Origin of the sequence: Mesorhizobium sp., assembly GCF_004963255.1 — a bacterium.
Lineage (GTDB): Bacteria > Pseudomonadota > Alphaproteobacteria > Rhizobiales > Rhizobiaceae > Mesorhizobium.
Map to the genome: position 1 here is coordinate 1 of NZ_SUGA01000016.1, position 20,269 is coordinate 20,269.

General features: G+C 64.4%; 23 protein-coding genes. 9 read left to right on the forward strand and 14 right to left on the reverse strand.

The window, feature by feature from the left end; all coding sequences use genetic code 11:
* From E5X34_RS17575 to E5X34_RS17585, 3 genes are all read left to right on the forward strand, one after another.
* The coding region (locus E5X34_RS17575; RefSeq protein ID WP_292567236.1) for a hypothetical protein at positions 1-303 on the forward strand (303 nt) is incomplete at its 5' end.
* A gap of 107 nt (positions 304-410) precedes the next feature.
* Positions 411-1,445 (forward strand): aspartate-semialdehyde dehydrogenase, encoded by a 1,035-nt coding sequence (locus E5X34_RS17580; protein ID WP_292567238.1) that lies wholly within the window; start codon positions 411-413, stop codon positions 1,443-1,445.
* A gap of 166 nt (positions 1,446-1,611) precedes the next feature.
* Positions 1,612-2,064 carry a GNAT family N-acetyltransferase gene (locus E5X34_RS17585; protein ID WP_292567241.1) on the forward strand — a complete coding sequence of 151 codons (453 nt, stop codon included), beginning with the start codon at positions 1,612-1,614 and terminating at the stop codon, positions 2,062-2,064.
* Between the two features lie 2 nt (positions 2,065-2,066).
* Here the strand turns inward: E5X34_RS17585 and E5X34_RS17590 are convergent, their stop codons facing one another.
* Positions 2,067-2,468: an ACT domain-containing protein gene (locus tag E5X34_RS17590; RefSeq protein ID WP_292567243.1), complete on the reverse strand. Its 402-nt coding sequence runs from the start codon at positions 2,466-2,468 to the stop codon at positions 2,067-2,069.
* Between the two features lie 157 nt (positions 2,469-2,625).
* Between E5X34_RS17590 and E5X34_RS17595 the strand changes: the two genes are divergently transcribed.
* From E5X34_RS17595 to E5X34_RS17605, 3 genes are all read left to right on the forward strand, one after another.
* Positions 2,626-3,531 (forward strand): bestrophin family ion channel, encoded by a 906-nt coding sequence (locus tag E5X34_RS17595; protein WP_292567244.1) that lies wholly within the window; start codon positions 2,626-2,628, stop codon positions 3,529-3,531.
* A gap of 120 nt (positions 3,532-3,651) precedes the next feature.
* The gene (locus tag E5X34_RS17600; protein ID WP_292567247.1) at positions 3,652-4,062 is read left to right on the forward strand and encodes a DoxX family protein; all 411 of its coding nucleotides are present in this window, start codon (positions 3,652-3,654) and stop codon (positions 4,060-4,062) included.
* Positions 4,063-4,271: 209 nt separating this feature from the next.
* Positions 4,272-4,535, forward strand: coding sequence for a YMGG-like glycine zipper-containing protein (locus E5X34_RS17605; protein WP_292567250.1), 264 nt, complete (start codon positions 4,272-4,274; stop codon positions 4,533-4,535).
* A gap of 85 nt (positions 4,536-4,620) precedes the next feature.
* Here the strand turns inward: E5X34_RS17605 and rpsP are convergent, their stop codons facing one another.
* The 6 genes from rpsP to E5X34_RS17635 all read right to left on the reverse strand — a co-directional run bounded on the left by rpsP (position 4,621) and on the right by E5X34_RS17635 (position 10,474).
* Positions 4,621-5,022 (reverse strand): 30S ribosomal protein S16, encoded by a 402-nt coding sequence (gene rpsP, locus E5X34_RS17610; RefSeq protein ID WP_292567253.1) that lies wholly within the window; start codon positions 5,020-5,022, stop codon positions 4,621-4,623.
* A 54-nt stretch (positions 5,023-5,076) separates the two neighbouring features.
* Positions 5,077-5,403 (reverse strand): chorismate mutase, encoded by a 327-nt coding sequence (locus E5X34_RS17615; protein WP_073989908.1) that lies wholly within the window; start codon positions 5,401-5,403, stop codon positions 5,077-5,079.
* Between the two features lie 7 nt (positions 5,404-5,410).
* Positions 5,411-7,015, reverse strand: a complete 1,605-nt coding sequence (gene ffh, locus E5X34_RS17620; protein WP_292567256.1) for a signal recognition particle protein — start codon at positions 7,013-7,015, stop codon at positions 5,411-5,413.
* Between the two features lie 286 nt (positions 7,016-7,301).
* Positions 7,302-8,252, reverse strand: coding sequence for a CPBP family intramembrane glutamic endopeptidase (locus tag E5X34_RS17625; protein ID WP_292567258.1), 951 nt, complete (start codon positions 8,250-8,252; stop codon positions 7,302-7,304).
* 456 nt (positions 8,253-8,708) lie between these two features.
* Positions 8,709-9,314 carry a DUF1236 domain-containing protein gene (locus tag E5X34_RS17630; protein WP_292567260.1) on the reverse strand — a complete coding sequence of 202 codons (606 nt, stop codon included), beginning with the start codon at positions 9,312-9,314 and terminating at the stop codon, positions 8,709-8,711.
* A gap of 65 nt (positions 9,315-9,379) precedes the next feature.
* On the reverse strand, positions 9,380-10,474 hold the full coding sequence (locus E5X34_RS17635; RefSeq protein ID WP_292567263.1) for a putative zinc-binding metallopeptidase: 1,095 nt from the start codon (positions 10,472-10,474) through the stop codon (positions 9,380-9,382).
* A 302-nt stretch (positions 10,475-10,776) separates the two neighbouring features.
* On the opposite strand from E5X34_RS17635, the gene E5X34_RS17640 reads away from it, so the two are divergent.
* Positions 10,777-11,574, forward strand: coding sequence for a lytic transglycosylase domain-containing protein (locus E5X34_RS17640; RefSeq protein WP_042645451.1), 798 nt, complete (start codon positions 10,777-10,779; stop codon positions 11,572-11,574).
* 112 nt (positions 11,575-11,686) lie between these two features.
* Here E5X34_RS17640 and E5X34_RS17645 read toward each other — a convergent pair whose 3' ends face one another.
* Together E5X34_RS17645 and E5X34_RS17650 are read right to left on the reverse strand one after the other, a co-directional pair.
* Complete coding sequence (locus E5X34_RS17645; RefSeq protein WP_292567265.1) at positions 11,687-12,271, reverse strand: hypothetical protein; 585 nt, start codon at positions 12,269-12,271, stop codon at positions 11,687-11,689.
* Positions 12,272-12,435: 164 nt separating this feature from the next.
* The gene (locus tag E5X34_RS17650; RefSeq protein ID WP_292567267.1) at positions 12,436-13,659 is read right to left on the reverse strand and encodes an argininosuccinate synthase; all 1,224 of its coding nucleotides are present in this window, start codon (positions 13,657-13,659) and stop codon (positions 12,436-12,438) included.
* Positions 13,660-13,849: 190 nt separating this feature from the next.
* Between E5X34_RS17650 and E5X34_RS17655 the strand changes: the two genes are divergently transcribed.
* On the forward strand, positions 13,850-14,491 hold the full coding sequence (locus tag E5X34_RS17655; protein WP_292567269.1) for a LysE family translocator: 642 nt from the start codon (positions 13,850-13,852) through the stop codon (positions 14,489-14,491).
* A 34-nt stretch (positions 14,492-14,525) separates the two neighbouring features.
* On the opposite strand, the gene E5X34_RS17660 is transcribed toward E5X34_RS17655, so the two are convergent.
* From E5X34_RS17660 to E5X34_RS17680, 5 genes are all read right to left on the reverse strand, one after another.
* Positions 14,526-15,770, reverse strand: a complete 1,245-nt coding sequence (locus E5X34_RS17660) for an MFS transporter (RefSeq protein ID WP_292567270.1) — start codon at positions 15,768-15,770, stop codon at positions 14,526-14,528.
* Positions 15,771-15,900: 130 nt separating this feature from the next.
* Positions 15,901-16,368 (reverse strand): hypothetical protein, encoded by a 468-nt coding sequence (locus tag E5X34_RS17665; RefSeq protein ID WP_292567272.1) that lies wholly within the window; start codon positions 16,366-16,368, stop codon positions 15,901-15,903.
* Complete coding sequence (locus tag E5X34_RS17670) at positions 16,365-16,847, reverse strand: hypothetical protein (protein ID WP_292567274.1); 483 nt, start codon at positions 16,845-16,847, stop codon at positions 16,365-16,367. The genes E5X34_RS17665 and E5X34_RS17670 overlap by 4 nt, the downstream gene beginning before the upstream one ends.
* Positions 16,844-18,076: a 23S rRNA (adenine(2503)-C(2))-methyltransferase RlmN gene (gene rlmN / locus E5X34_RS17675; protein ID WP_292567275.1), complete on the reverse strand. Its 1,233-nt coding sequence runs from the start codon at positions 18,074-18,076 to the stop codon at positions 16,844-16,846. The genes E5X34_RS17670 and rlmN overlap by 4 nt, the downstream gene beginning before the upstream one ends.
* A gap of 101 nt (positions 18,077-18,177) precedes the next feature.
* On the reverse strand, positions 18,178-19,620 hold the full coding sequence (locus E5X34_RS17680; RefSeq protein WP_292567277.1) for a DHA2 family efflux MFS transporter permease subunit: 1,443 nt from the start codon (positions 19,618-19,620) through the stop codon (positions 18,178-18,180).
* Between the two features lie 320 nt (positions 19,621-19,940).
* On the opposite strand from E5X34_RS17680, the gene E5X34_RS17685 reads away from it, so the two are divergent.
* Positions 19,941-20,240 carry a hypothetical protein gene (locus E5X34_RS17685; protein ID WP_042645420.1) on the forward strand — a complete coding sequence of 100 codons (300 nt, stop codon included), beginning with the start codon at positions 19,941-19,943 and terminating at the stop codon, positions 20,238-20,240.
* Positions 20,241-20,269: the final 29 nt, after the last annotated feature.

Consider the following 20,269-nt stretch of genomic DNA (forward strand, 5'->3'; position numbering starts at 1 on the left):
GAGGGGTGTTCCAGCGGAGTGAGACGTCGGCTTTCCCTGGAGCACCCCTCATCCGACCGAGCTCCGCTCGGCCACCTTCCCCCACAAGGGGGGAAGGGGGAGCCCCACCGCCAATTGACTCTTTTGCCAAACCGCGTAAAAGCCCGCGTCGAACGGGATCGTTATTCGATGCGCGGCCTTCTGATGGCTCTTCTTGCATTCGATGCCCCCAGCCGCGATGCGCAACATCGGGCCGGGCGCGTCGGCGCGTCCGTCCGTTCCAGCAAAACTACGGCCAAAAAAACCACCACCAAAACGGTGTGATTCCCTTGGCCTAACCACCCTCTCCCGGTCCGGCCCGGGGGACGAAACCCGCAACAGGCCGGCGGGTTTTCTCCAACAACCAAGCGGAGAGGGACAGGAGATATCAGATGAGTTTCAAGGTTGCGGTAGTCGGCGCCACGGGCAATGTGGGCCGCGAAATGCTCAACATTCTGGACGAGCGCGGCTTCCCGGTGAGCGAAGTGGTGGCACTGGCGTCGCGGCGCAGCCAGGGCACCGAAGTGTCCTTCGGCGACCGCACCCTGAAGGTCAAGGCGCTCGACACCTATGATTTTTCCGACACCGACCTCTGCGTCATGTCGGCCGGCGGCAACGTCTCCAAGGAATGGTCGCCCAAGATCGGCAAGCAGGGCTGCGTCGTCATCGATAATTCGTCCGCCTTCCGCTACGACCCGGACGTGCCCTTGATCGTGCCGGAAGTGAACCCGGACGCAATCTCGCTGTTCTCGCGCAAGAACATCATCGCCAATCCGAACTGCTCGACGGCGCAGCTGGTCGTGGCCCTGAAGCCGCTGCATGACGTCGCCACCATCAAGCGCGTCGTCGTCGCCACCTACCAGTCGGTGTCCGGCGCCGGCAAGGAAGGCATGGACGAGCTGTTCACGCAGACCCGCGCCGTCTTCGTCGCCGACCAGGTCGACGTCAAGAAGTTCACCAAGCGCATTGCCTTCAACGTCATTCCGCATATCGACGTCTTCCTCGATGACGGCTCAACCAAGGAAGAGTGGAAGATGGTGGCCGAGACCAAGAAGATGCTCGACCCCAAGATCAAGCTGACGGCGACCTGCGTGCGCGTGCCGGTGTTCATCGGCCACTCGGAAGCGGTCAACATCGAGTTCGAAAAGCCGATCACCGCCGACGAGGCGCGCGAGATCCTGCGCGAGGCGCCGGGATGCCAGGTGCTCGATAAGCGCGAGAACGGCGGCTACATCACGCCGCTGGAATCGGCCGGCGAAGACGCCACCTTTATCTCGCGCATCCGCGAGGATTCGACCATCGACAACGGCCTGTCGATGTGGGTCGTTTCCGACAATCTGCGCAAGGGCGCGGCGCTGAACGCGGTACAGATCGCCGAGCTGCTGGTCGAGCGCGGCCTGATCCAGCCGAAGAAGAAGGCGGCTTAATTTCGCTCACGGCCCGCACCGCCGCTGCCGCGGCTGGGCCTCCGCGGGGGCGCCGGACCACCGGCGGCCCGCGGTCGTGGGCTCGGCCTTCGGCCGCAGCGCTTCTTCCTTCTCCCCGTTCAACGGGGAGAAGGTGCCCGAAGGGCGGATGAGGGGCAGCGCCGGCATGTCCAGTTTTCCTGAAATCTCGCTGCGCCAAGCCAAAATCTCAGATGCCACCGCCATCGCCAAGCTCCTGCGCGCGTCGCTCAATGCCTTCGAGTGGATGCCGGTGCTGCATACGCCGCAGCAGGACCTGTTCTTCATCCGCGACATCCTGCTGCCCAACCAGCAGGTGACGGTCGCCACCGCCGGCGGCCGCATCGTCGGCTTCATCGCCGTCAACGGCGATTGGGTCGAGCAGCTCTATCTCGATCCTGCCCGGACAGGCCAAGGCATCGGCAGCCGGTTGCTTGCCGAGGCCACTGCCGACATGTCTGTGGTCAAGCTAAATTGCTTCCAGGCCAACACCGGCGCGCGCCTCTTCTACGAAAGCCACGGTTTTCGCGCCGAAGCCTTCAGCGAGGGATCGGCCAATGAGGAAGGTCTGCCGGATATTCTCTATGTGCTCAGGCGCTGAAGTCAGGCACCGCCCTCCGCTGCCAGCGCCCGCAATATCGCCAGCGCTTCATCCGCCCGCTCCGCCGGCACGAACAGATGGTCGTGATAGAAGGCCGAGATGGGGCCTATGCCGGCCGCTGCCAGTCGCGTCGTGATGGCGGCGAGGAAGCCGACGGCTTCCAGCGAGGAGTGGATGTCGAGCGTGATCATCCGGCAGCGGAACGTTCCGGTGAGGCCGGCGGCCTTCGCCTCGTCTTCCGCCACGATCAGCGTCAGGCCCTCCCGCTCGCGAAATTGCATCACGGTTTCGAGTGCGTCGGGGACCGGGGCGCCCGGCTTCAGGGTCGCGAAGACATAGGTTCCGGCGAGCAACTGCGGCGTCATCGATGCCAGCAGCTTTTGCAGGTCCGTTTCGCCGCTCATGTCTTCCTTCCCTTTGTTTGGCGCCCTGCGACGTTCTCGACAGTCATGCTCGAAACGTCAACGGCCCGGCGCCTGGACGACATGGCGATGTCGCTGGCGGCTGAGCGGCAGGTCCGTTATCGCCGTAGAGACATAACGGCTCGTAAAGGTTCACCCGATGATCGTCCGCCCGCGCCCCACATTCCTGCAGCTGTTCTTCATCATGCGCGGCTCGGTGGTGCCGCGCATCCTGCCGCAGATTTTCGGCTTCGCCATCTACTCGGCGGTCATCCTGCTCGTGGCACGGCACTTCCAGCTTGATCTCAGCGCCTTCAGCATCGCGCCTTTCGGGCTCGTCGGCGTGACGCTGTCGATCTATCTGTCGTTCCGCAACAACGCCGCCTATGACCGCTGGTGGGAGGCGCGTAAGCTCTGGGGCGCGCTGGTCTTCGAGATCCGCAACCTGGCGCGCGCCACCACCAGCCTGATCGGCGACCGCGCCGAGCAGCGCGCGCTGCTGATGGAGGCGCTTGCCTTCTGCCACCTGCTGCGCGGGCAATTGCGGCGGATCGACAGCATAAAGGACGCGCGCGCCTTCATCGGCGACGAGGTCGACAAGGCCGCCGCCCGCGCCAACCCTGCCGAAGACATGGTCCGCCGCATGGGCCGGCGCGCCAATGCGCGGCGCGAGGCCGGCGCGCTCGACCCGATCGGCTTCCGCATCCTCGATGAAAGGCTGGCCGCGATCGCCGCTATCCAGGCCGGCTGCGAGCGGATCGCCGGCACGCCCCTGCCCTTCGCCTATACGCTTCTGCTGCATCGCACGGCCTATGTCGTCTGCCTGCTTCTGCCGTTCGGACTGGTCTCGACCACGGGCTGGGTGACGCCGTTGTTCACGGCGCTGATCGCCTACACCTTCTTCGGCCTCGACGCGCTGTCGGAAGAGCTCGAGGACCCGTTCGGCATCGAGGCGAACGACCTGGCGCTCGACGGCCTCTGCCGCGTTTGTGAGATTTCCGTGTTCGAGGCGCTGGACGAGACGCCGCCGAAGATGATCGCGGCCGACAAGTTCTATTTCTCGTAACCACAGACGCTTCGGGTCAAGCCCGAGTATGACAAAGGCGTGTAGGATCGCGGCATGTTCCTCCGTCCTTGGATCGAACCCGGCAAGCAGCCGGCATTCGAACCTTGGAGGGGAACATTCATGAGCATTTCCGAAGCCGCGCCTGCTTCAAAAGGCGCCTTGTGGGCAGGGCGCGCGCTCAGTGCCGTCGTGGTCCTGTTTATGATTTTCGACGGCGTCATCAAGCTGCCGCCTTTGGATATCGTCACCCAGACGATGGCGCAGCTCGGCTGGCCGGCCGATCCGAACATCGCACGGCTGATCGGGGTCATCGGGCTGATCTCGACCGCGCTCTATGCCTTGCCGCGCACCTCGGTGCTCGGCGCGATCCTGCTTACCGCCTATATGGGTGGCGCGATCTCGACGCATGTGCGGATCGGCAACCCGCTCTTCTCGCACACGCTGTTCGGCGTCTATCTCGGCATCATCCTGTGGGGCGGCCTCTATTTGCGCGACGCAAGAGTGCGGGCGCTGATCCCGTTCAGCCGATAGGAGGGGGCAAAGCGGTGCTCATTCTCACAACCTCATCGGCAAGATTTCGCGGCCGGCGGTGAAGGCCCCGAGATTTCAACAGGTTAGCACTTGGTCCCGTAGATGCGGTCGGCACGTAGCCGGCCAATTTTCACCATCGCCGGGATCAATTTAGCTGTTCGTGAGTTTAGGGCATGGCGGCGAGGACGGCGCTTGAGAGAGGAACAGCAATGAAGAAAGCAATTACCATTCTGGTTCTGACGTTGGCCTTGGGCGCCTGCTCGCAGACGGAAAAGGGCGCGGCGATCGGCGGTTTGGGCGGCGCGGCGGTTGGTGCCGCGGTGGCCGGCGATCCGGTGCAGGGCGCGGTGGTCGGCGGCGCGGTCGGTGCCGTCGCCGGCGCATTGATCGGCCACGCCAGCGAGGCCGGCCAGTGCCGCTACCGCGACCGCTACGGGCGCGTCTATGTGGCGCGCTGCCCGTCCGGCTACTGAGGCGTTAGGCGGACCAAAAGAAAACGGCGGGCACATACATGCCCGCCGTTTTCTTGGAGCGTTTGCCGTTTCAACGGCGCCGTGATTACTCGGCGGTGGCGGCTTCAGCCTCGGCCGGCGCGGCGGTCGCCGCGGCGGCGGCAGCGGCCGCATCTTCCTGAGCCTTCTTCAGCAGGGCGGAACGCTCTTGCGCCTTCTTGCCGGGCAGGGCCTTGGTCGGGTTCGAGCGAGCTTCGCGCTTGGCAAGGCCGGCTTCATCGAGGAAGCGCAGCACGCGGTCGGTCGGCTGGGCGCCGTGCGACAGCCAGTGCTTGACGCGGTCGGCGTCGACCTTGACGCGCTCGCCGTCCTTCGGCAGCAGCGGGTTCCAGGAACCCAGCGACTCGATGAAACGGCCGTCGCGCGGCGAGCGGGCGTCGGCAACGACGACGTGGTAGTAAGGACGCTTCTTCGACCCAGCGCGGGCCAGTCTGATCTTCAGTGCCATTCTTTTCTCCTAAAAGCTCTGATTTCGTTTGATGTGGTTTTGCGGCCGATACTGTTAGCCGGCTTTGGCAGCGCCGTTGGAAGCGGCGATCTGTTCGTGATGGCGGATCACTTCACGGACGACGAAGTTCAGGAACTTCTCCGCGAAATCCGGGTCGAGATTCGCATCCTTCGCCAGCTGGCGAAGGCGGGCGATCTGCTGCTGCTCGCGCGCCGGATCGGCCGGCGGCAGGCCATGCTCGGCCTTCAGAACGCCAACCGCCTTGGTGCAGCGGAAGCGTTCGGCCAGCATGTGGATGAGGGCGGCGTCGATGTTGTCGATCGAGGCGCGGTAGCCGGCCAGGATGGCGCGTGCGTCGGCCATGTCTTTCTCCTCGTTCATCGCCCCCTCACTTCTTCTTGCCCAAACCAGGCAGGCCGCCGCCGCCCAGGCCGGGAAGACCCGGAAGCTTCATGCCGCCGGGCAGGCCCGGCAGTCCGCCGCCGGGAAGTCCACCGGGCAAGCCGCCCGGCAGGCCCTTGCCGAGACCGGCGGCCTGCGCCTGCTTCTGCAAAGCCTCCAGCTGCTTCGGGTCCATCTTGGAGAGGTCGGGCATGCCCCCCATACCTCCCATACCCCCCGGCATCATGCCGCCAAGGCCCATCTTCGAGGCAAGACCGCCCATCATGCCGCGCATGAGGCCGCCGCCTTTGCCCTTGCCGCCCATCGCCTTCATCATGTCGGCCATGCCGCGATGCATCTTCAAGAGCTTGTTGATCTCGGCAGCGTCGGTGCCGGAGCCGGCGGCGATGCGCTTCTTGCGCGAATGCTTGAGTATATCGGGGTTGGCGCGCTCGGCCTTGGTCATCGAGGAGATGATGGCGAGCTGGCGGCCGAACATCTTGTCGTCGAGGCCGGCGGCGGCGAGCTGGTCCTTCATCTTGCCCATGCCGGGCATCATGCCCATGATGCCGCCCATGCCGCCCATCTTCGACATCTGCTGAAGCTGCTGGGCGAGGTCGTTCAGGTCGAACTTGCCCGACTGCATCTTCTTGGCCATCGCCGCCGCCTGCTCGGCATCGATGGTCTCGGCAGCCTTCTCGACGAGCGAGACGATGTCGCCCATGCCGAGAATCCGGTCGGCGATGCGCTTGGGATGGAATTCCTCCAGCCCGTCCATCTTCTCGCCGGTGCCGATGAGCTTGATCGGCTTGCCGGTGACGGCGCGCATCGAGAGCGCGGCGCCGCCGCGGCCGTCGCCGTCCATGCGGGTCAGCACCAGGCCGGTGATGCCGACGCGCTCGTCGAAGCTTTTCGCCAGGTTCACGGCGTCCTGACCGGTCAGCGAGTCCGCGACCAGCAGGATCTCGTGCGGGCTCGACACCTTCTTGATGTCGGCCATCTCGACCATCAGCGGCTCGTCGATATGGGTGCGGCCGGCGGTGTCGAGAATGACGACGTCATGGCCGCCGAGCCTTGCCGCCTGCACGGCGCGCTTGGCGATGTCGACCGGGCTCTGGCCGGCGATGATCGGCAGCGTCGCGACCTTCGTCTGCTCGCCGAGCTGGCGCAGCTGCTCCTGTGCTGCGGGCCGCCGCGTGTCGAGCGAGGCCATCAGGACCTTCTTGTTCTGACGCTCGGTCAGCCGCTTGGCGATCTTGGCCGAGGTCGTCGTCTTGCCGGAGCCCTGCAGGCCGACCATCATGACGACGACGGGCGCCGGCGCGTTGAGATCGATGGCGACGCCCTCGGCGCCGAGCATCTCGACCAGCTCGTCATGGACGATCTTGACGACCATCTGTCCGGGCTTGATCGACTTCAGCACCGCGGCGCCGACCGCCTTCTCGCGCACCTTGTCGGTGAAGGAGCGAACCACTTCCAGCGCGACGTCGGCCTCGAGCAGCGCACGGCGCACCTCGCGCAGCGCCGCCGAGACATCCGCCTCGGAAAGCGCGCCGCGACCCGTCAGGCCGTTCAGGATGGAGCCAAGGCGCTCCTGGAGTGATTCAAACATTCTTTTCCCTTTTCCCTGGCACCGTGGATGCCCGAGAGGTAGTGCGTTCGCGCCGGGTCGCCAAGCAAAAGCGCAAAGCCAAAAAGCACCCGGGGGCGCATCGCGCTGCCGGGTGTTGGCCTCCAGGATCTCTTTACAGCTCTCGCCTCAAAGAGGCTTCGGCGTCCTGGTCGGCTTTCGCGAAAGAAAACTCGTCGCGGAAATTCAGCGGCTCTAGACAGGAAATCGGCCGTGGAGTCAAGCGTTGAGCCCAAATCCAGGCCAAAACGCCGCGATTTGGGATCGCTCAACCGATGCTTTGCTTGTTCGTCCTGACTCGCAGCGGCGAGCGCCGGTGCAAAAGCAAAAGCATCGTCAAAAGCGTGCTGGCGATGCCGATGGCCGCGATCAGCACGGCGTCCCCGTTCGTCCAGCCGGGGCCTTCGAGCGGCTTGGCGTTGAGCAGGGCAAAGCCATTATAGCCCTCCTGGTGCGAGATCAGCAGGAAGCCGGTGAGGTTGTTGCCGAGATGGGCGCCGAAACCGGCACCGAGATTGCCGGTGACATAGACCAGCAGGGTGAGCAGCAGGGCGAAGATGCCGATCGAGACCAGGACGCAGGCATTGATCGCAAGCGTCGAGGCTGAGTTCCAGTGCAGCGAGGTGAAGATCAGGCCGGGCAGCAGCGCCCAGACCCACGGGCTCCTGAAGCGACAGGCGAGGCCGCGCAGCAGGTAGCCGCGAAACAGCATTTCTTCCGACGAGGTTTGCAGGAAAGCGAGCAGCACGATCGGGATGAGGAAGAGCAGCCAGGACGAAAAGGCGATCGGTCCGCGCGCGATTTCCGGCTGCATCCAATAGAGCAGCACTTCGGAGAAGAGCGAGGTGATCAGCACCGCGATCAGCCCTTTCAGGAAATCGCCACCGGCGATACGGCGGCTGGCGCCGAACAGCGCGGATAGCGGCTCGCCGTGGACGAGGCGCATCGCCACCCACAGGCCGATCCAGATGCCGGCGAATGAGGTCAGGGCGCTCAGGATGCCGACGGGCGAGGCCAGGAAATCCTGCACGTACCGCCCGGTCGATGGACCGGGCAGGCGCCAGACGATGTAGACATAAGTGCCGGCAAACAGCACGACGGCCGTCATCGCCATCCAGAAGGCGATGACGATCGCCGACCCGAAGAACAGGCGCAGCAAAGTGGTCTTTTCGTTCGGCGAGCGGCGATAGCCCTCGAAGGCGGCATTCTCGGTGGTCACGCGGCTCCCTTGCCGAAGGCTTTGGCTGCCTGATTTATGGCGATCAGTGGTTACCGTGCGATTACGCCATCAGGTTCCCGGGTTGAATAGGTCGCTTCAAGCACAACGGCGTGGATGTCGCGGTCGAAGACGAGCTGGATGCCTGCCTGTCGCGATCGTCGTCCTATGGCGGAGCAAGGAGCGAAGCGACGCGCGCAGACCATAGGATCATGCCGTTACATCTGAGCGATGCAGCGGTGCAGAAGAGCCTCTCTTCTGCACCGTCTTCATTCTTCGCGCGAGGTCACGGAATGGATCCTGGGGTCTGCGCGCCGCTTCGCGTCGCTCCGCCCGTGGATGACGAAGTTCGGGCGCTTCGGTCAATTCCGAACGTATGTCGCGATCAGACAGCCGCCGGCACACAAACAAGCGGCCGCCATCGCCGGCGGCCGCTCTTTTCATGGCGATCAGGCCGGATCAGCGCATCACATAGACGATACGCCTCGTGCCCGGATCGACCAGCGCCGGCTGGTTGTTCACATAGACGTAGCGATACCGGTAATCCGGGATCTCGCGCAGCTCGACCGTGTCGGGCAGCGTTGCGCCGGTCACCACTTCGCCGTCGAGATAGACCGGATCGACCCGGTGCTCGGTGACATAGGTGCCGACCTCGGCCGGCGGCCTGCCGATCGATTCGATGGCGTCGTCGTTGGAGACGATGGCGCCGGTGTAGGTGTCCGTGGTATAGACGTCATCGGTCGGCGGCGCCACGACGGCAATGCCGGCATCGGCCGGCCGGCGCGTCACGACAACGCGGCTGCCGCCGAAGTCACCCGTCACATAATCGGAATAGACCCAACCCTTGCCGCCTGCTTCGGCGATGGTGCACCATTTGCTGCCTTCGATGCAGCCATTGAGCGTGGCCGACTGGCCGGCCGCCAGCACGCCGACGACCGGATATTGCGGACCTGGGCCAGCGCGGACGTTCAAGTCGGTCACCGCCTGTACAGGGGTGTCGGCGAAAGCGGCGCCCGTGATAGTGAGCAGCGCACCGGCAAGCGCCGGAAACAATAGGCGTTTCATGGTTTTCTCTCCGTTTTCAACGCTCCCTCGGGCTCGAAAACGAAACAAGGGCTTATGCGTTCCGGCTAAAGCGCCGCTGCCGGCTCACGAATTGTTCCAGGCTTTTTCGGCGCGCCGGTCAGAAGGTCGTTCACGAAGGCCAGTTTTCGCGCCGACACCTCGGAAATCACGAAGGGGTAGAGGTCCGGCAGTCCCATGCAGCGGTTGATCGAATTGGAGGCCTCTGAAAGCACCAGCCAGCGGGCGAGGATTCTCTCGAACGGCTCCTGCACCGGATCTGGATCGCCAGGCGCCGGCTGCAAATGTCCGCCGGTATCGGCGCGCGGCAGGTCGCCGTCGCCGACGGTCTCCAGCCGCCCGAGCGGAAGATTCAGCGCATGCACCATCTCGAGCGTGTCGGTGATGTGGAGATGATGCGCGAAGGTCTCGGCCCAATCCTCCCAGGGATGGGACGTGGCGTAGGCAGAGATGTGGCGCTGCTGCCAGTCCGGCGGCGCGCCGTTGGCGTAGTAGGCCTGCAAGGCCTGCTCGTAATCGATCCGCTCGTCGCCGAAGAGCGCGCGGAAAGCCGAAAGGCGCGCCGGATTGTCACGGACCAACCGGTCCCAATAATAGTGGCCAAGCTCATGGCGGAAATGGCCGAGCAAGGTGCGGTAGTTCTCGCCCATCTCGACACGCCGGCGCTCGCGCTCGGCGGAATCGGCCTCGGCGACGTTGAGCGTGATCAATCCGTTGTCATGACCGGTCAGGATGCGTTCGCCGCCTGGACCGGCGCCAATCGGGTCGGCGAGAAAGTCGAAGGCCAGACCGGTCTCGTCCCCCGCATCGGCCTTGGGCATGACCGGCAGGCCGAGGGCGAGCAGAGAGTAGACGGCACGCTTCTTCGCCGCTTCGACCCGTATCCAGCGCCTGCGGTTGCCGTCGATGGAGAGGTCGGGAATGACCTTGTTGAGAGCGCAGGCGCGGCAGAAGGTCCGGCCGTTCTCGGCGCGCCAGTTGCACGCGCATTCATCGGCGTTGCCACATGGAAGGACGCCCTCGCCGCTGAGCACGAATTTCGCCTGCTCCGGGTCGTAGAGCACCAGGCTGGAACAGTTCAGACACTGGGCGTTCTCGAAATAAAGGCGGTGCCCGCAGTTTGGACAATCGAAGAGCTTCATGAGTGATCAGCCTGCAGGGTCGGAACGTGGAGGTGGACTCGGGTTCTAACGCCGGCAGACATCCGGCGTTCCACCGCTATTTCGCCAGCTCTTTGCCGCGACAAGCTCCCGAACCGGCGCCAATCATCATGACGTCAACCTCTTTCATGAGGCAAGCCCGCCACACCTGACGGCCGATCGCAGCGGATTGCCCTTCTTTCGCCAGTGTCGGGTGTCACGTGCTCCGCGAGGGCGGTGACAACCCGGCGTTTCGCTGGCAAATTCACAACCGGGACGTGATTCAGGCAATTCAGGAGAACGAGATGGCATTTTTTGCCAAGGGAAGGATTTTTGCGGCGGCCGTGGTGGCGACGCTGGCGCTGGCGGCGGGCGCCGAGGCGGCGCCGAGCTGTGGCAAGAACGGCGCCGGCTTTGACGCCTGGAAACAGGATTTTGCCGGCGAGGCCAGAGCCGAGGGTGTCGGCCAGAGGGGCCTGTCCGCGCTGGCGGGTGCTACCTACGCCACCAGGACGATCGCCGCTGACCGGGCGATCCACAAGGCGTTCAGCGGCTCGGTGGAAAGCTTCATGCAGCGGCGCGGCGCGTCCGCGATCATCTCCCGAGGCCGTGCGCTGAAGAAAGCAAACGCGGCGATGTTCGCCAATATCGAGCGTACCTATGGCGTGCCGCCGGGCGTGCTGCTCGCCATCTGGGGCATGGAAACCGGTTTCGGCGCCTCGATGGGCAACCAGAACACGGTTTCGGCGATCGTGACGCTCGCCTATGACTGCCGCCGCCCGGATTATTTCAGGCCACACGCCATCGCCGCGCTGAAGCTGGTCGATCGCGGCGCGCTCAGCGCCTCCTCCGTCGGCGCCATGCATGGCGAGATCGGCCACACTCAGTTCCTGCCCGGAAACGTGCTGAAATACGGCGTGGGCAGCGGCAATTTGCGCGACCGCAACACGGCGCTGGCGTCCACCGCCAACTTCCTCAAGGGCCATGGCTGGCGCGCCGGCGCGAGCTACGAGGCCAATATGGGCGCGATCGCCGGCTGGAACTCGGCAAGCGTCTATCAGCAGGCTATCGCCCGCATCGCCGAGGCGATCGACGCGGATTGATCGAATCCCCAGTTCTACGCAAAGCCCGGCCTGCGCCGGGCTTTTTTTGTTACGAAGCAAGGGTCAAAACCGAACCACCGGAACGACCGGGTCCGATCTCATCACCTAACTCTCAATCATTCGCGTAGCCGCTCAATGGACATTTCCGGGAAACGGGAATCTGGAAAGTACCGGTAGTGCCGCTGCAGGTACGGAATTTGGAGTTCCGCGGCGCTGGAGCAGCCACCCTTGACTTACCCTCGATCACTGTCGGGACTCCGGCAGCTTGCGAGTAGCTGCCGCCTAAGGGGCATTTCTCGGAAGCGGAAACCTCGAAGGAGCCGGTGATAACATTTGAGCAGGTACGGAATCTAGAGTTCCGCGGCGGCGGCGTGGCCGCCGCCGCCTTTGACTTGCCCTTGATGACCAACCAGATTTCGGTCGGTTGATCGAGCTGCACCCTGTTTATGTCGGAGTAGCTGATCCGGCCGCTGCGTATCCCTTCGGCAAGGCGCTGACAGAACAGGGCCGGCATGCGCTCTTGCGAGACGCCCATGAAAGAGGCGATTTCGTGCTTGAACGTGATGCTCCATAAATGGACAGCGGAGATGCACCCGTCCAAATTAGCCTTAGACGCCTGCTTCGGGCCTGCTTGCGAGGGCCCGCACGCCATCAAGGTCAACGTCGCCGCAACCAGAAGAGAAATACTACTTTTCACTGTCAAAACTCCCCGTATCCCACTTGCGAACTTAATTAGAGCGGCGGAAAGGTCAAACGATAATTTCTCTGAATTGATCTGCACTTTTTTTATATTAGATGTTTGAAATAAAAACCCGGCGTTTCCGCCGGGTCGTTTGATCGCTGCCGTATCGGCAAAATATATCAGTGCTTGCGGTCTCTCGCGGCCAGCGTCCTCAGCCGGAGTCCGTTCAGCCGGATAAAGCCTTCCGCGTCCTTCTGGTCGTAGGCGCCACGGTCGTCCTCGAAGGTGACCAGCGCATCCGAGTAAAGCGTCTTCTTCGACTTGCGGCCGGTGACGATGACATTGCCCTTGTAGAGCTTCAGCCGCACCGTGCCTTCGACGTCTTCCTGGCTCTTGTCGATCATCGCCTGCAGCATGACGCGCTCGGGCGAGAACCAGAAGCCGTTGTAGATGAGCTCGGCATAGCGCGGCATGAACTCGTCCTTGAGGTGCGCGGCGCCCCGGTCGAGCGTGATCGATTCGATCGCCCGGTGGGCGGCGATCAGGATCGTGCCGCCGGGAGTCTCATAGACGCCGCGCGACTTCATGCCGACGAAACGGTTCTCGACCAGGTCGAGGCGGCCGATGCCGTTGTCGCGGCCGAGGTCGTTCAGCGCCGCCAGCATGGTGGCCGGCGACAGCTTCTTGCCGTTGAGCGCGACTGGATCGCCCTTGAGGAACTCGATCTCGATCTCGGTGACGGCGTCGGGCGCGTCCATCGGCGAGACGGTGCGCTGGTGGACGAATTCCGGCGGCTCGCTCCACGGGTCCTCCAGCACCTTGCCCTCGGAGGAGGAGTGCAAAAGGTTGGCGTCGACCGAGAAGGGGGCTTCGCCGCGCTTGTCCTTCGGCACCGGGATCTGATGCTGTTCAGCGAAGTTCAGAAGGTCGGTGCGCGACTTGAACGACCATTCGCGCCAGGGCGCGATGACCTTGATGTCCGGGTTCAGCGCAAAAGCCGACAATTCGAAGCGGACCTGGTCGTTGCCCTTGCCGGTGGCGCCATGGGCGATCGCGTCGGCGCCGGTCTCCTGGGCGATCTCGACCAGATGCTTGGTGATCAGCGGCCGGGCGATCGAGGTGCCGAGCAGATAGGTGCCTTCATAGACGGCGTTGGCGCGGAACATCGGGAAGACGAAGTCGGCGACGAACTCCTCGCGCACGTCGACGATACGGATATCCTTGATGCCCATCATCTCGGCCTTGCGGCGCGCCGGCTCCAGCTCGCCGCCCTGGCCGAGATCGGCGGTGAAGGTGACGACTTCGGCGCCGAGTTCGGTCTGCAGCCATTTCAGGATGATGGAGGTGTCGAGGCCGCCGGAATAGGCGAGCACGACTTTCTTGACGTTTTTGAATTTGGACATTTTTGGCGGTTCCGCGGGAAAAAGCTTCGGGGGCGAGTATCACGCCGTTTCCGGGCGGCGCAAGAGACGAAGGCGCGCCGGGCTATGGCACAGGCTGGGCCAGATGTTTGCCAGGACAGACGCTGGCGCGGCAGAAAGCGCCGCGTTATAGGGCTGCGCGATCCACCCGAGGCGACCCCCGAGGCGACCAATGTCCTTCATTCCCGACACTTCGACGCTCATCCAGTTCGCCATTGCCACCATCATCCTGGCGATCACGCCGGGGCCGGACATGACGCTGTTCGTCTCGCGCACGCTGAGCCAGGGCCGCGCCACCGGCTTCGCCTCGATGGCTGGCGCGCTCACCGGCACGCTGATCCACACAACGCTGGTGGTGGTCGGCATCTCGGCGCTGATCGTCGCTTCGCCGATGGCCTTCTTCGTGCTCAAGATCTTCGGCGCAGGCTATCTGGTGTTTCTGGCCTGGCAGGCGGTGACGAAGGGCTCGGCCTTCTCGCCGGAGAAGCGGACGGGACCGCAGGTTTCGCTGTTCCGCAGCTGGGCGGCCGGGCTCGGCGTCAACCTGCTCAACCCGAAGATCATCCTGTTCTTCATGACCTTCCTGCCGCAATTCGTCTCCGCGCATGATCCCAACGCGTCCGGCAAACTGTTCTTCCTCGGCGTGATGTTCATCGCGCTGTCGATCCCGGTGACGGCGCCGATGGTGCTGGCGGCGGAAAAATTCTCGGCGGCGATGAAGGCAAGCCCGCGCGTCACGCGGGGGGTCGATTATCTGTTTGGCGGCGTGTTCTCGGCCTTCGCGCTCAAGATCCTGACCGCGCAGGCGAAGTAGCTGTCGCTCGGCGCTTGCGGCAATCGGCAAGGGTTCAGCGATATATCTTCACCGTATGCCTTGCGAGAGCGATCGTCGCCGCGGCGGCGATGAGCGCGCAGACGCCCGGCCATCCCCAATGGCCGTAGATCTTGACGCCGATCCACGAGCCGGCGCTGCCGCCGAGGAAAACCGAGGTCATATAGGCCGTGTTGAGCCTGCTGCGGGCGTCGGGCCGGATCGCGAAGACACGCGCCTGGTTGGCGGTTTGACCGCTTTGCACGGCGATATCGAGAAGCAGCATGCCCGCCGTGAGCGCCAACAGGCCTGTTGCTCCGCCAAGCGCGCCGCCGAGCAGGACGATCGCCGCCGCGATGCCGGTGACAAAGGCGAGCGGGCTGACGACGTCTGGGCCCTTGCGGTCGATCAGCCGGCCGACGACCGGCGTGCAGAGCACGCTGGCCGCGCCGACCAGCGCGATCAGCCCGACCGCCTGGCCGCCGAGATGGTACAGCGGTCCGCCAAGCAGCAAGGCCAGGCTCGTCCAGGCGGCGGTGAAGGCGCCGAACATCAGCGCCTGGTAAAGGCAGGAGCGGCGCAGCTCCGGCTCGTCGCAAAAGAGGATGAATGCCGCCGCGACCAGCGAAGGATAACGCTGCGAAGATGTCGGCGCCGTCCTGGGCAGCACGAGGCCAAGCAGAACGGCGAAGGCGAACAGCGCCGCCGCGGCGACCAGGTACGGTCCGCGCCAGCCGAGATGCTCGCCGAGAAAGCCGCCGAAGGTGCGGGCCAAAAGAATGCCGGCCAGCAATCCGCTGAGCAGCGTGCCGGTGACCGCCCCGCGCCGCTCCGGCGGCATCAGTCCGGCCGCCATCGGCAGCAGGATCTGCGGCACCACGGTGGTGATGCCCGTCGCCATGCTTGCGACTGCCAGCACCGGCAGCGTCGGCGCCTGGCTGGCGATCAGAAGTGCTGCGGCCGTCAGCGTCAACAGGGTTGCGACAAGCGGACGATGCGGCAGCCGGTCTCCCAACGGCACCAGCAGCAGAAGGCCAAGCGCATAGCCAAGTTGGGCGGTGGTGACGACCAGAGCCGCCGTGTCGGCAGGGACGTGCAGGTCGGACGCGATCAGCAGCGTGATGGCTTGCGGGAAGTAAATGGTGGCGACGCTTACGCCGCAGGCGATGGAGAGGATGAACAGCAGGCCGGCACCGAGGCCGGAGGGACTGCGTTCGGCCGGTTGATCGAGCCGTTCGGCCACGGCGGCGGCCGAGCCGCCATTCATTTCGCCTTCCGCCACGGCCCTGCTCCTATCTGTCTTGCCAGAATGTCTCGGCGCGGCGCGCCAAATTCGATACGGGCAGCCTGTTCAAGTCGATGGGTTTTGACATGATCCGCTGCGGAAAAGTCTGCAACTTTTCGTCATCAGCTCAAGGGTCCGCGTCGGGCAGCGGGTCGCGGCGCCAGGTGCCGGCCCAGCGGCCGGCGGAGAGCCAGTAGAAGATGCCGCCGACCATGCCGCTGCCGGTCACGGCCAAGCGGACATTGGTCGCGGTGACATCGAAATTGGCATCGCCCAGATTATGCACGAAGCCGAGGAAGACGATGGCGACGACCGCGCCGCCCAGCGCGTAGAACAGCCAGTCGCGCCGGCCAAGCACCTCGGCCGCCAGGATCACGACGGCCGCCGGCATGAAGGCGAAATAGGCGACGAACAGTGCCACGAACGGCACCGAAAAATAGAGCGCCGGCGCGATCGTCGGGTGGCTTGGCTCCAGCGCATAGCCGAAATAACCGAGGAAAAGCGCGTTGAGAAAGGCGCTCGCCGCCAGCGAGCCGACAACATAGCCAATCAGGATGACGGCGAAGCGGACGAGATAGGCGATGATGCGCCTCATGCCCAAAACCACTGTCTGTTGCTCGGCAGAGATCGTCTGACCAATGCCCAGTAAGCAAAGCCACCAGCGAAACCACCTGGGACACAGGGCAACAATATTTTTAAGGGCATTCCCAACAGGGGTATCCGCGGCGGGAGGGGGTCGAGCATCTGAAGTCCGAGATCGAAGATCGCCAGGGCAAGGATGGCGTCGAGGACGCCGGCGCATGCGTATGGCAGCCAGCCAACCCAGCCAGTTCGGCGCGCGACGAACAGCGTCAAAAGAAAACCGGGTAGCGCCGTCGGAAATGTGATCGCCAACCCTACCGAGTAAATGTCGACCAGCTGGCGACTGTTGGCATAGATCGATCCCCATGCACCATTATCAGGCAGGGCGCTGGGTGCCAGCATGGCAAACACAGTGATGGCGGCCGCGATCAAAACGGCGGCGAGATAGCCCATACAGGCGAGAGCGATGCGACCCCAGGGGAGATCGCTCACGCCTCGCCATGCCCCGCGATCATCATGGCTTCGAGCGCCAGCCGGTCGACTTTGCGCATGCGCTCGGATTCCGACTTGAGCTGGCCGCAGGCGGCGAGGATGTCGCGACCGCGCGGCGTGCGGATCGGCGAGGCGTAGCCGGCATTGTTTATGTAGTCGGCAAACTTCTCGATCGTCTCCCAGTCCGAGCACTGGTAGTTGGTGCCGGGCCAGGGGTTGAATGGGATCAAATTGATCTTGGCCGGAATGCCCCTCAAGAGCTTCACCAGCGCCTTGGCGTCGTCGAGGGAATCGTTGACGTCCTTCAGCATCACATATTCGAAGGTGATGCGCTTGGCGTTGGAGAGGCCGGGATAGGCCTTGCAGGCGGCGATCAGCTCCTTCAGCGGGAATTTCTTGTTGATCGGCACCAGAAGGTCGCGCAGGTCGTCGTTGGTGGCATGCAGCGAGATCGCCAGCATGACGCCGATCTCCTCGCCGGTGCGGGCGATCTCCGGCACGACGCCGGAGGTCGACAGCGTGATGCGGCGCTTCGACAGGGACAGGCCGTCGCCGTCGGAAGCGATCAGCAGCGCCTTCTTCACCGCCTCGAAATTGTAGAGCGGCTCGCCCATGCCCATCATGACGATGTTCGACACCTTGCGGCCCTCGGCCGGCACGATGGCGCCGTCCGGCGTGTCGCGATCGGGGAAGTCGCCGAGCCGGTCGCGCGCGGTGAGCAGCTGCGCCAGAATCTCCTCGGTGGTCAGGTTGCGCACCAGCTTCTGCGTGCCGGTGTGGCAGAAGGAGCAGGTCAGCGTGCAGCCGACCTGCGAAGAGATGCAGAGCGTGCCGCGGCCTTCCTCGGGAATGTAGACCGTCTCGATCTCGACCGGGCGGCCGGCGCCGCGCGGCGGGAAGCGGAACAGCCATTTGCGCGTGCCGTCGGAAGAAATCTGCTCCTCGACGATCTCAGGCCGCGCGACGGTGAAATGCTGGTCGAGCGCGGCGCGCAGATCCTTGGAGATGTTGAACATGTGGGCGAAGTCGGAGACGCCGCGCACATACATCCAGTGCCAGAGCTGCTGGGCGCGCATCTTGGCCTGGCGCTCCGGCACGATGCCGGCGCCGACGAGGGCCTCGCCGAGCTCGGCGCGGGTCAAGCCGATCAGTGACGGCTTCTCGGTGGGTGCTGCGCGGCGCAAGGCGTCACGGGCGCCTTCGGCGGTAAGATCAAGCGAAACGGTCATGGTGGCGCCAATATAAGCGATTTGCGGCCGATTTCAGTAGGGCCGGACAAGGAAGCGCGGCGCATAGCACAGGTTGACGGCGGAGTCATGCGCCCGGGAGGTCACGACGTGGCGTCGGCGGCTGCTTCCGCCTTGCGGCGATGGCCGCTGACCTGCTGGCCGTCTTCCGGATGGAGGAAGAAGAATCCCGGGATGGAGAGCAGCGGGATCACCGCCGTCAGCAGGAACGCCCAATGGAACTGGCTCGCCGTCGGCGCGTGCACCTCACCGGAGACGAGGCCGAGCACCATGGCGGCGATCGAAACGCCGAGCGAGACGCTGAGCTGCTGCAGGACGCCGCCCAGGCTGGTGGCGCGGCTGAGCTTCTCGCCCGGCAGGTCGGCGTAGGAGAGCGTGTTGGACGACATGAACTGCGCCGAACGCACGATGCCGAAGAAAAAGACATAGAGGCCGATCAGCCAATGCGGGGTGTCGGCGTCGAGCAGGGCAAAGCCCGCCACGGCAACTGACCCGACCACCGCGCTGCCGCTCAGCACGGCCTTGAAGCCGAAGCGCCGCAGGAAGAACGACAGCAGCGGCCGCATGAGCAGCGCGCCGAAACTGCCGACGAAGGTCAGCGAGCCCGACGTGACCGGGCTCATGCCGAAGCCGACCTGCAGCATCAGCGGCAACAGGAAGGGCGCGCCGTTGAGGCCGATGCGGCAGAGCCCGCCGGCCAGCGTGCCGACCCAGAAGGAGCGGAAGCGGAACAGCGTGAGATCGACCGCGGGCGCCGCGACGCGGCGCGCATAGCGGCCGAAGGCGAAGAGCAGCAGCACCGAGGCCGCCAGCACCAGCATGGTCGCCAGCGGCGAAATGATCGGCCTGCCGATATTCTCCAGGCCGAATTGCAGGAGTGCCGCGCCGGCTCCCACCATCAGAAAACCGGCGAAGTCGAAAGGCTGCGCTTCCTCGCCGTGGAAATCGCCGACGAAGCGCAAGGCGGCGAAAATGCCGATGAGGCCGAACGGCACGTTGACGTAGAAGATCCAGCGCCAGGAGGCATAGGTGGTCAGCATGCCGCCGAGCAGCGGCCCGATCACGGGACCGACGATCGCCGGCAAGGTCATGTAGGTCATGGCGGTGATCAGCCCGCTGCGCGGAAAGGACCGCAGCAGGATCAGCCGACCGACCGGCGTCATCATGGCGCCGCCCAGCCCCTGCAGCGCGCGCATCGCGAGCAACATGCCGACGCTGTCGGCCACGCCGCACAGGACGGAGCCCAAGGTGAAGGTGAAGAGCGCCAGGGCGAAGATCCTGCGGGCGCCGAACCGGTCGGCGAACCAGCCGCTGACCGGGATGAACACGGCCAAGGTCAGGATGTAGGTGGTGATCGCCAGATTGAGCCGGACCGGCGTTGTGTCGAGGCTTTGCGCGATGGCCGGAATGGCGGTGGTGAGGATGGTGGAATCGAGCTGTTCCATCAGGAAGGCGATGGCGACGATTGCCGGGATGATCAGCCTGAGACGCGGGTCGCGCTCGGTCGCAAAGAGATGCTGTTCCAATTGTCGGCCAGTTCCGTCGTGCAGGAAGCGATGGCCCGCCCGCGAGCCATCCGCGATCAAGCCGGCGTCGATGTCGTGCGGCCCTGCCGGCCTGGCCTCCCGCCGCACCGGGCTGCTTTATGGCCCGATCGATGCGAAGCGATAGCGATTTCGGCTGGCACAGCGGTCAACAAATCTTGACCTCCGCCAGCGGCGGTGGCGCGACGCGGCCGGCTGCCGCCATGAAAATCGATCACGTATTCGTGTTGGCGTAACTATTCGCGCCGCGCCGGCGAACCGGAAGAGGGCGACCATGCCCTTCAACAATGGGAGTTGTTCAGATGCACTCGATCAAGTTCGCACTCATTGCCGGCCTCGTCGGTCTTTCGGCTTCGCAGGCCTTCGCCGAGGACACAATGGGCGCCATGACGATGATGAAGGGCGGCCAGGTCACCGCGATCATGCCGGACGGTCACATGGGCACCATGATGCCGGACGCCAAGATGAGCGCCGACATGATGAAGATGGCCAAGCCGATCAAGCATTGCATGATGATGATCACCGACGCCAAGGGCAAAGCCTACATGATCGATACGTCGAGCAAGAAGGCCCAGGCCGAGTGTGAAAAAATGGCGATGTGAGGCCAGCTTCCGTCTCACCGGCACGTCTG

What these genes read in the sequence shown, in the direction of transcription:
- E5X34_RS17605 (WP_292567250.1), top strand. Translation starts at nt 4,272, where the DNA reads ATGAAGAAAGCAATTACCATTCTGGTTCTGACGTTGGCCTTGGGCGCC.
- E5X34_RS17650 (WP_292567267.1), bottom strand. Translation starts at nt 13,659, where the DNA reads ATGTCCAAATTCAAAAACGTCAAGAAAGTCGTGCTCGCCTATTCCGGC.
- E5X34_RS17580 (WP_292567238.1), top strand. Translation starts at nt 411, where the DNA reads ATGAGTTTCAAGGTTGCGGTAGTCGGCGCCACGGGCAATGTGGGCCGC.
- rpsP (WP_292567253.1), bottom strand. Translation starts at nt 5,022, where the DNA reads ATGGCACTGAAGATCAGACTGGCCCGCGCTGGGTCGAAGAAGCGTCCT.
- E5X34_RS17655 (WP_292567269.1), top strand. Translation starts at nt 13,850, where the DNA reads ATGTCCTTCATTCCCGACACTTCGACGCTCATCCAGTTCGCCATTGCC.
- E5X34_RS17665 (WP_292567272.1), bottom strand. Translation starts at nt 16,368, where the DNA reads ATGAGGCGCATCATCGCCTATCTCGTCCGCTTCGCCGTCATCCTGATT.
- E5X34_RS17585 (WP_292567241.1), top strand. Translation starts at nt 1,612, where the DNA reads ATGTCCAGTTTTCCTGAAATCTCGCTGCGCCAAGCCAAAATCTCAGAT.
- E5X34_RS17635 (WP_292567263.1), bottom strand. Translation starts at nt 10,474, where the DNA reads ATGAAGCTCTTCGATTGTCCAAACTGCGGGCACCGCCTTTATTTCGAG.
- ffh (WP_292567256.1), bottom strand. Translation starts at nt 7,015, where the DNA reads ATGTTTGAATCACTCCAGGAGCGCCTTGGCTCCATCCTGAACGGCCTG.
- E5X34_RS17590 (WP_292567243.1), bottom strand. Translation starts at nt 2,468, where the DNA reads ATGAGCGGCGAAACGGACCTGCAAAAGCTGCTGGCATCGATGACGCCG.
- rlmN (WP_292567275.1), bottom strand. Translation starts at nt 18,076, where the DNA reads ATGACCGTTTCGCTTGATCTTACCGCCGAAGGCGCCCGTGACGCCTTG.
- E5X34_RS17595 (WP_292567244.1), top strand. Translation starts at nt 2,626, where the DNA reads ATGATCGTCCGCCCGCGCCCCACATTCCTGCAGCTGTTCTTCATCATG.
- E5X34_RS17685 (WP_042645420.1), top strand. Translation starts at nt 19,941, where the DNA reads ATGCACTCGATCAAGTTCGCACTCATTGCCGGCCTCGTCGGTCTTTCG.
- E5X34_RS17600 (WP_292567247.1), top strand. Translation starts at nt 3,652, where the DNA reads ATGAGCATTTCCGAAGCCGCGCCTGCTTCAAAAGGCGCCTTGTGGGCA.
- E5X34_RS17630 (WP_292567260.1), bottom strand. Translation starts at nt 9,314, where the DNA reads ATGAAACGCCTATTGTTTCCGGCGCTTGCCGGTGCGCTGCTCACTATC.
- E5X34_RS17615 (WP_073989908.1), bottom strand. Translation starts at nt 5,403, where the DNA reads ATGAACGAGGAGAAAGACATGGCCGACGCACGCGCCATCCTGGCCGGC.
- E5X34_RS17640 (WP_042645451.1), top strand. Translation starts at nt 10,777, where the DNA reads ATGGCATTTTTTGCCAAGGGAAGGATTTTTGCGGCGGCCGTGGTGGCG.